The sequence below is a fragment of the Mesorhizobium sp. M1E.F.Ca.ET.041.01.1.1 genome, assembly GCF_003997355.1.
Lineage (GTDB): Bacteria > Pseudomonadota > Alphaproteobacteria > Rhizobiales > Rhizobiaceae > Mesorhizobium.
Map to the genome: position 1 here is coordinate 1 of NZ_RZSL01000996.1, position 1,365 is coordinate 1,365.

Below are 1,365 nucleotides of genomic sequence, written 5' to 3' on the forward strand. Positions count from 1 at the left end.
CAGCATCACGTTGAGGCCGATGTTCAGGGCAAGCGTCATGGCATAGACGGCGGCGCAGATGTTCTGGTTGCCGCTCATGGTGAGCAGGCTTTCGCAGGGGCCGACGGCGCCGCGCGCGACGACGCCGAAGACGAGCAGGAAAAGCAGCGGATAGCCGGCGGTGAATTCCGGGCCGAACAGCACCAGCATCGGCTCGCCGAGCGCCAGCACCAGCAGCGCCATCGCCAGCGACGGCCAGAAAGTCCAGGAGACCGTCTCGCGAGCGAAGGCGGCAAGCCGTTCCGGCTCGCCATGGGTGAACTGCGCGTAGCGCTGGGCGACGCCCGCCTTGACGGCGAAATAGACGAAATGCACCAGCGCCAGCGTCTTCACGGTAGCGAAATAGATTGCGACGTCATTGGGGTCGAGATAGGCGCCGACCATCAGCACGTCGGCATTGGTGAGCAGGAAGAAAAAGCTCTCGACCAGGAAGATCGGCAGCGAGACGAGGAACCACTGGCCGAAATGCACGGTCGTCGGGCCGGCCGGGATCTTCTTGTCCATGCGTGAGGTGACGCCTATCAACTGGCCGAGCGTCGTCACATAGGTGGCGGCGATCGAGGCGAAGATCGCGGTCTTGGCGTCCGGGGCGTAGTTCAGGGCGAGCATAAGCGCCATGAACACCAGGATCAGCACCGGCCGCACGAGATAGGTCGGCGACAGCGCGAACAGCGCCCATGAATTGGCGCGGGCCAGCCCCTGCAGAAGATCGCCCATCGCGATCATCGGCAGGCAGATGACGCCGAGGATGAAGGGAACGACATAGTAGTTCTCGATCCAGGGCGAGGCGAGCCAGACGCCGAGGGCGCCGAGGGCCGCAATCACCGTCGAGGCGACCAGCACGAACAGGCGGCTCGCGAGCACGATGCCGCGCAGCTCGGCGAGCATGCCGCGCTCGCGATATTCGGGAATGAAGCGGATGACCGAGGTGTGGAAGCCGAGGCAGGCAAGGTTGCCGACGATGACCATCGTCACCCAGACCAGCACGAAGATGCCGTATTCGAACGAGCCCATCCAGCGCGCCATCAGCACCTGGCTGATGAAGGCGATGACGGCGCTGACGATGCGGATGGAAAAGGCGATCAGCGACATGCGGCCGGCTTCGCCGCGTTCGTCGGCGGTGAACAGCACGGCATCGATGCGGCCAAGCAACGGCCGCATGCGCAGCGCTAAGCGCTGCGGCAGGAACCGCCCGGCAGTCGTCGCCGCGGAAAAGCGCACCCCGAATACTCTCCGTTTTCCGCCTCTTTCCAGCGGTCCCGTCTATCCGAAACACCTTAAGAAAGGGTGGGTGGAGTGCTCCCTTCTCCCCTTAGAGACGGAGAG

General features: G+C 64.2%; 1 protein-coding gene. It reads right to left on the reverse strand.

The window, feature by feature from the left end; translation table 11 throughout:
* Positions 1-1,260, reverse strand: a 1,260-nt coding sequence (locus EOA38_RS36740) for a lipopolysaccharide biosynthesis protein (protein WP_145966298.1), incomplete at its 3' end; no start/stop codon positions are given.
* Between the last annotated feature and the right edge of the window lie 105 nt (positions 1,261-1,365).